Raw genomic sequence first — 8,577 nt, 5'->3', positions numbered from 1 at the left:
CGACGCAAAACAAATGATCGTCTCCGGATTCATCGAACCGATCACGGAAGAACTCCCGATCGAGTACGCGGTCGAACTCAACCGACTCGTCGAACTCGAAATGGAGGGCTCGCTCGGGTGAGTCGATGCCGGAGTGCGTCAACTGTGGCGATCACGTCTCGGTTCGGTTCGCCACAGTGTTCGGGTTGGACGGCGACGTGACGGCGTGTCCGTCTTGTTCAGGCCGAAGCAACATCGCCGACACGATCACGAAACGGCGATAGCGAGGAACTGGGCGGCGACCGGCTGCCGATTGCATTGTACCTCGTATGTCGGGATGGGGTACCCTCACATATAAGGCATACACGAATCCGGCGGAGTACTCCGTAGACGGGCATAAGTGACTGTTGATGTTGTACAACGTATGAGCATAGAGCGCCAGTGGTGCGGACAGCTCCGAAGTGAGTCGGAGGCCACGCGAGCACCCACGACGCGGGTCCCGACGCAGACGGGTCAGATGGTCTCCACCTGCCACCCAGCACGAATTGTCGGTGAGACGGACGTCGAGGGTCGAGTGCGTTCACCGTGACTGACTGTGGTGTGTCGGCGAGTAGCAACGAGCCGACCTTCGAGCTAGCGCTGGCGCTGAACAAGGCTGAATCGGTCGAAGACGCGGTCGACCGCACGGTTGGGTGTCTGAGCGAGGTGTTCGACACCGAGTCGGTCGGCGTCTTCGTCTGGCGGCTATCAGCCGCGTCGACTCCGTCGGCTGGGGGAGTGAGTCCGACGGTGTCGACCGAACTCACACAGTCCGGTGGAGCCGTCGACGCGCCGCCGACAGACCGCTCGTTCGCCCGGCTCCCCGCAGCGACGGATCCGCGTTCGACGACCGGAATCGCCGGGCCACGCCAGCCGGAGTCTGGCCGGATCGATATGGACTCCGGGTCCGACGCCGAGCGCGACGGTATCGACCACATCCGGAGCGAGCTGCTGTGTGGCGTCGGCGACGACCGGATCATTGGTCTCGCGTCGGTAGCGTCACGAGCATTCGACGCGGCTGACGGGCGCGTCCTCACACGAGCAGCCGACGCCCTCGAAGCGGCCCTCGGGCGTCTTCGTGAGCCGGCGCGGGTCGAGGCAGCCAACGCAACCCAGGCGATCGAGTTCGACGCGTTCCAGCGGGCGATAGACGAGGCGGCCGACGGCGTCGCTATCCTCGAGGGCGAGGAGTACGTCTACGTCGACCGGACGCACGTGGAGATGTACGGCTTCAGCTCGAAGACACAGCTACTCGGTGATACGTGGGAGGCGCTGTACGAGACGGCGGAGGTCGAGCGACTCAAAGCCGAGGCGTTTCCTGTCCTCGAACGCGAGGGACAGTGGCGAGGGCGGGTAACGGGATGCCGCCCAGACGGGTCAACGTTCCCGGTCGAGATCTCGCTGACAGTCGTCGGAGGCGGTCGCATCATTTGTACCGCTCGGGATCGCACCGAAGAGCAGGAGCGAAAACGAGAGCTAGAGCTGAAAGAGCGCGCGATGGACGAAGCAGATATCGCAATCCAGATCACCGACCCGACCCGGGAGGGGAACCCGCTCGTATACATCAACGAGGGGTTCGAACGGCTCACCGGATACGACGAATCCGAAGTGCTGGGGCAGAACCCGCGGTTCTTACAGAGCGAGGCGACCGAGAGCGAACAGCTGACACAGCTCCGGGAGGCCGTCAACGCGGAGCGACCGACAACCGTCGAACTCGAGAACGTTACCGCCGAGGGGGAGCCGTACTGGGCGCGACTCTCGGTGGCGCCGGTCCACGACGAGGACGGTAGGCTCACCAACTTTATCGGTATCCAACAGGACGTCACGGAGCGTCGCGAGCTCCTCGAGACGCTCAAAGATCGGACGGAACGACTCGAACTGGTGTTGTCGGAGACGGAGACGGGCATCGCCGAGTGGGACCTCGACACGGAGCGGGTGCAGTGGGACGAGACGCTCGTCGACACGTTCGGCCAAGACCCGGAGACGATGGCGGAGTTCTGGTCGATAGTCCACCCCGAAGACCGCAAGCGGACCCGCGACGAGTTCGAGACGATGCTGGAGACGGGCGAGCCGACGAGCGGTGCATTTCGGGTGTTCACCGGCGACGGCGACGTGGCGTGGTTAGAGACCCGTGCGGTCGCGACGCTCGACGACGACGACGGCACGCCACACAAGGTGTTGGCGACCGGCGCGGACGTCACCGACCAGACGGAGCGAACCGAGTGGCTGTACGATCTCTTCGATTACGGACCGTTGATGTTCTTACGGACCCGTGTCGATGGTGAAACGGCGGTCGTTGAGGAGTGTGACCCCTCGTTTGCGGATCGGCTCGGATACGACCACGAGGCGGTCCGCGGTGAGCCGCTCTCGGACTTCTACGACGACGAGTCGGCGAATGACCTCCAGACGGGCGGATACGTGGAGGCGCTCGATGGTGATCTCACAGTCGTCGAACGACAGCTCGTCGACGCCAAAGGGGAGCCGGTCCCGTGCCTGTTGCGGGCGGTCCCGCGTGAGATAGACGGACGGGCCGTCGGCACAGACGTCCTGCTGATCGACATCACAGAACAGAAGCAACGAGAGCGCGCACTCTCATCGGCCAGAGCACAGTATCGGACGATGCTACGGGCCGCACCGGATCCGGTGTTCGTTGTCGAGCCAGCCTCGGGTGAGGTTCTCGAAACCAACACCGCAGCGGCCACGCTCCTCGACACACCGCTTGATGAACTCGTTGAGGGCCACTACACCGATCTCTTTCCGGCCTCAGAGCACGAGCAGTATCGGATGCTCTTCGAGGGCGGCACCGACGGCCCCATCTCGACGCTCCCAAACGGGCAACAAACGAGACTCGAGACGGCGACGGGTGGGACTGTCCCAGTCGAAATGAACCTCACGACCGTCGAACTCGACGATGGACCGGTGACGTACGGGGTATTCCGCGACATCTCCGAGCGGAAAAAGTACACCAGACGCTTGGAAGCCGTGTTCAACGGGACGTTCCAGCTCACGGGCTTGTTGGACCCTGATGGCACCGTCGTCAGCATCAACGACGCTGCGGTCGCGTTCACCGGCATGGACCGCGACCAGCTGGTGGGCAGCCATCTCAAACAGGCACTGTGGGTCGATGCGGACGCGGAAGTCGATTTCGACGTCGATGAGGCGATAGACCGGGCGGCAAACGGTGAATCGGTCAGACGTGAGACGGAGCTCCGCGGGACAGATCGGATCGCAACCGTTGACTTCTCCGTGAAGCCGGTGCGAACCGACGACGGCGACGTGACGTTACTCGTCATCGAGGGCAACGACATTACTGCCCAGAAGCGACAACAACAACACCTCCAGGTGCTCCAGCGCGTGATGCGACACAATATCCGCAACGACTTGAACGCGCTCCGTGGCTGGACGGACCTGCTCGTCGACACGTCCGACCCGGACCGCCGGGCGACCCACCACGACCGAATCGAGCGTGGCTTGGATCGGTGGGAGCGCATCGCCGAGAACATCCATCAGATAGAGCGGGCAATCGCCACGCAGCCGGCGGACGTCGACCGCATCCCGGCGGCGACGCTCGCACAGCAAGTAGTCGACGACCGGTGTGACCGCCACCCAGGGGCGACCATCTGCACCCACACGAAGGACGTGACGGGGACGATCCCACGGTTGATCGACGTCGCACTCGGCGAGCTCGTAGACAACGCGGTCCAGTCGCATCCAAACCAGAATCCGACGGTAGACGTCACGGTGGCGCGTCCGGAGGACGGGTGGCTACAGATAGCGGTCACAGACGACGGGCCAGGCATGCCGTCGATGGAAGCATCGGTGCTCGAAACCGGCGATGAATCGCCGCTGAGCCACGGGAGTGGCCTCGGTGTGTGGACCGTACGGATGGTCGTCACGCACTTTGGGGGCGACGTCGAGGTGGAGACGACTGACGACGGCACGCGCGTCGTCTTGTGGATCCCGACCGGCGAGACGCGCCCAGAGAGTGGCCCGACCGTCGCTCCTTCGTCGGCGGTAGCGGATCGTAGCTGATCGAAGCGTCGAGACGATCACGCGATCGTCGGCGGACGATACGAGCGAGAGGAGAGAACGCAGCTACTCCGGAGCTATCTCTGGTGTCAATCGAGTCCCATCGGCCGGTCGCGCCGACCTTTCGTCGAGTCGAGACGACCCGAGCGTCCGCCAGGATGGGTCGACATCACGCTTCCCACGGACCCGTGCTTCGACCGACGCTGTGTCGGCTCGCACCTCGACGACGTAGTCGAAGTGGGCGGCTCCGTACGGCTGGTCGTCTTGTACCGGCGGGACGTGGACCAGCCCACCCACGTCGTGGTTGCGCCACTGCCCGACGAGTTCGTGGAGGAACCGTTCGAGTGACCGCGACTCGTGGTGTGACCGCAGTTGGGTGACCGTCGATACACCGAACACACGCGGCGGGTCGCGGTCGGCGAGTCGCTCTGTGGCCGACTGTGCGGCGACACCGATCGCAGTGAGGTCGTCACACCGAAGCGCTTCACGGAGCCCGTCTGTATCGCACTCGCGGGCGGTCGCTCCCGGAGTACAATCGAGGACCATCGGATCGACCTCCGGGAGTCGGGCTCGAACCGCGTCGTCGGGATATTTCGTTGTGAGCACCGCGCCCGTTTCGGCGACCGACCGGAACAACGCGTAGTAGATATCATCACAGAGCTGCGTGCTCGGTCCAGAGACGCCGACAATATCACCCGAGTCGATGGCGACGTCATCGGCGAACGCCGGCACGATCGTCTCCGGGTCGGGGTCAACCGCAGAGACGAATGCCTCGCCTGGATACCGCTCGGCGTCTATCAGTTCTTCGACGAGCGGTGAGTCGCCAATCGCATCGGCGTACACTGACGGGTCGACCCACGCCTCATACGACTCGGCCGTCTCGTCTGTTGAGCCCATCTGGTTCGCCCCAGCAACGAGCTGCTGGTACTCGTACGCGAGCTTCACCACGCGGTCGGGCGTCGGACTCACAGTCACATCTCCCCCGTTCGGCCGACCGCGGCCACAGCACCCAGCAGCGCCGATACCCCGGCGGCGCCGACACCAGCGCACTGAGACTCGTTCATACCCAGTACCACAGCGTACACGTACATATCACCACCCACAGAGATATGTGGTCGATAAACCCAATACCCCACATATTCGGCACTGTCCGCGACTCACTCGTCGAAGAACTCGCGGATAACCTTCGACTCTGCCGCCCGAAGGTGCTGGTGAAGCGTCGAAGAGGAGACGTCGAAGCGGTCGGCGAGGTCGGAGCCGCTCGTCGCGCGAGGGTCGTCGTAGTATCCTTGTCGGAGCGCGGATTCGAGGATCTCGTGCTGGCGGTCGGTAAGATCAGCATCGGCGTCTCGACCGGCCGATTGCCCTCCCTCCACGGACACCTGGCGCTTCGCGACGAGCGAGCACGCGCCACTGCGGGCTTCGAGCTGAGTGCGAACCGCAGCGATTCGTGTCGGGTCGCGTGTATGGAAGCCACAGACCGTCGCATCTGGTCGGGCCCTGATACCGACGAGTCGCGTCTCGTTACGGTCGAGGGCGTCCAACAGCGCTCTGACGTCTGTCTGTGGCGTGTCGACGGCTCGGAGCTCGATGTCGTGTGTGTCGGTCCCCGTCTTCGTTATCGATTCGAGTTCGAGTCCTGGGGTCCGAGCGACATACGAACGGATGGTAGACGTGGTGTACCCATTGGTGTGTCCTTTCAACAACAACGATGCGTCACCGGCAACCGCCGTCTGATCCGCCACCACCGAGCCCTCACGCGGCAGGTCCGGAAAGAAGATCGGCGGGTCACGGCACTCGATATCGAACGTCACTGCCTCATCGCGCTGTCCACCCGTCTCGAGTGTCGATAGTCGTGCGCCTGCGGCCGTTCCAATCGCCTCGACTGCCTGCCGGCAGTCAGTACCAAACGTATCGGCTCGCGGGCTCGCGAGCTCAACGACTCCGTGGACCGTCCCACGGTGGCTCAGCGGGACCGCAATCGACGACCGGTAGCCGAAGTACAACAGCTGTGTGGCCCACGCACCGTGCTCGTCCGGAGCGTTGTCCGAGACGTGTTGGGTCGTGTCGGTCGCACCAGCGACCACGGCCGGGAAGCGCTCGTCGCGGTCGTACAGCTTTCCGGGGCCACCGGCCGCCGACACCGCGGTCGGATCGATACGGTCGGTGACAGAGTCGTAGGTGCCGACGACCGCGTAGGAAGCAAGCTCCTCACTGAAGGCTAACACGGCGTCGTACACGGCGTCTCTCGTCCGCGCATCGGCAATCGACTCCACAGCCTCGGCGACCGCCTCCCAGAGAGCACGGTACTGTGCCGCACGCTCTCTGCTCTCCGTAATGTCGTCAGAGAGGCTCTGAATCGACCGTTGTTGGCGGAGTTGCGTGAGTGCTGCGGTCACCTGCCTCGCGACGGCACCGATGAACGACTCGAGTTCCGGGTCACGGTCGTCGACCGAGACGGCGAGCACGCCCGTGTCGTCGAATGAAACGGCAAGGAGGCTGTCTGCACCCAACTCGTGAGGGTGCGTACCAAAGCGGTCGCTGTCGATCCATCGCGGCTCGTCGCTGCCAAATGCGCGCCACGCATCACTCTGTCCGGGCTCGATACGAGCCGGAAACCCACCGGCGGTCGATGCATCGGCAACCGCCCGCCTGACGAGCGCGCCGTCGTCCTCGTCGCGCGCGTAGATCGCGACTCGGTCGTTCGACACGACATCTGCGACCGCGGCGACACACGCCTCAAATGCGTCCGACGGGGTCGACGCCTGTAGCACGCGGTTGCTCACCGTATAGAGGTTCGTGAGCTGGCGCTGGCGTTTCAGTTCCGCCTGCACGTCGCTGAGCTCTGTGATATCGTTTGCAACACCGAGCACTGCCTCGTCGTCGCTGTCGACCGGCGAGAATGGGATTTTCCACGTTTCGAGGATCCGCTCGTTCCCCGCGGCGTCGGTGAGCGTCTCTTCGGTCCGATGCAGCGACTCACCCGTATCGAGGACCCGCCGGTCGTCAGCGGTGAACGCGTCGACCTCCTCGGGATCGGACGCGTAGTCGGCATCAGTCGATCCGATGAGGTCGTCGACGGTCGCGCCGTACGCGTCCGCTACGGCCTCGTTCGCGAGGATGAACTCGCCGTCGGGGTTCTTCGCGAATATCAGCTGTGGAACGGTGTCGATGACCTTCTTAAGCTGGTTCCGTTCGGCTGCGATCCGCTCACGGGCGTCTCGAAGCCGACGACGGCGATTGGCCAGCGTGAGTGCCGTCTGGAGGTGCCTGGCGATAATGACGATCAACTCGCGGTCCTCGGCCGGCACGTCGTCCGGCGACGGCGATCCCACGATCAGCACCCCATCGTCGCCGATCGGGACGATGAACTCCGAGCCGATCGGGGTGTCCGGGTTGTGGACGGTCGATTCGGCTTGAAGTTCGGCACAGTACCGCGGCTCCCCGCGCTCGAACGCCTCCCAGGCGACCGATGCGCCGGGCTCGAAGCTGGGCACCGTCTCGACGATGTCGGTCCCCTGTGTCGACACCTGGACGGGAACCAGCGCCTCAGCCGATGTGTCGTGTGCCCAGTAGCCCGCGAGTGGTCTGTCGACGATTGCAGAGATGGCGTCGATGACAGACACGATGACCGACTCGCGGTCCTCAGCAGTCATCACTGTCTCGACGAGCGCCCGGGTCTCTTCGATTCGCTCGCGGGTTCGTTCTCGTTCGGTCAGGTCGATGTTGACGCAGGCGAGCCCGCCGTCGGGGAGCACGCCGAGCGCGACCCGCTGGGTGAGCGGTGAGCCGTCTTTCCGCCGGCCGACGAGTTCGCCGTCCCACGTTCCTTCGGCCTCGAGGACCGGAAACACCTCGGCTTCGATGTGTTCGGCGACCGTGTCGTCGTAGAACTGCTTCCAGCTGCCGCCGAGGAGTTCCTCGGCGTCGTCGTACCCGAACATCGTGACGTGCGCTTCGTTGAGGTAGGTGTAGACACCCTCCTCGTTCAACAGCGCGATCCCCGACGGCGAGATGTCCATCGCGGCGGCCTGTCGTTCGAGCCGCTCTTGCCGTTCGAGGCGATCGGTCGCATCCTGGAATACGCCAACGACATATGCCGTCTCGCGGTGGGTGACCGTCGTCGACCAGACGTCGACTGGGACGACCTCACCGTCGCCACGCAGGATCCGAACCGCCTCCTCTTCGTCCGCATACACCCGCTGTTGGTGATCCGTCGGAACCGCATCGAAGCCCGTTCGGGACCGCGACTCTTCTGCCGGTGGGTGCAGCTCCGTCTGGTGGGCGCCGATGAGCGACGACCGACTCCGCGCGAACAAACTCGTCGCCGCCTCGTTGACTGCCACGACGGTGCCCGTCTCGGCCTCGGCGACGACCAGTGCAGAGGGCGCCTCAATGGCCATCCGGGCGAGAAAGTTGCCCGCGTCGTCACGAGGAGTGATCTGTTCTCGGCTCATCGCGTGTTCTCTCCAATTTTTACGAGCGTCCCCATCTTGAGCCTATCGGAGCCGTGATTGCGGGTTTGCTGTC

At 64.2% G+C, this 8,577-nt stretch carries 4 protein-coding genes; 2 read left to right on the top strand and 2 right to left on the bottom strand.

Features of this window, described 5'->3' with window-relative positions:
• Positions 1-125: 125 nt before the first annotated feature.
• Both ACWUI7_RS09905 and ACWUI7_RS09900 read left to right on the top strand, forming a co-directional pair.
• Complete coding sequence (locus ACWUI7_RS09905; protein ID WP_496642052.1) at positions 126-263, top strand: DUF7563 family protein; 138 nt, start codon at positions 126-128, stop codon at positions 261-263.
• Positions 264-564: 301 nt separating this feature from the next.
• Positions 565-4,050, top strand: coding sequence for a PAS domain S-box protein (locus tag ACWUI7_RS09900; RefSeq protein WP_496642051.1), 3,486 nt, complete (start codon positions 565-567; stop codon positions 4,048-4,050).
• Positions 4,051-4,113: 63 nt separating this feature from the next.
• On the opposite strand, the gene ACWUI7_RS09895 is transcribed toward ACWUI7_RS09900, so the two are convergent.
• Both ACWUI7_RS09895 and ACWUI7_RS09890 read right to left on the bottom strand, forming a co-directional pair.
• Positions 4,114-5,016, bottom strand: a complete 903-nt coding sequence (locus ACWUI7_RS09895; RefSeq protein ID WP_496642050.1) for a DUF7504 family protein — start codon at positions 5,014-5,016, stop codon at positions 4,114-4,116.
• A 188-nt stretch (positions 5,017-5,204) separates the two neighbouring features.
• Complete coding sequence (locus ACWUI7_RS09890) at positions 5,205-8,504, bottom strand: PAS domain S-box protein (RefSeq protein ID WP_496642049.1); 3,300 nt, start codon at positions 8,502-8,504, stop codon at positions 5,205-5,207.
• Positions 8,505-8,577 lie beyond the last annotated feature (73 nt).

The organism is Halorubrum orientale (genome assembly GCF_059623105.1).
This window is presented reverse-complemented; position numbering and strand designations above follow the sequence as displayed.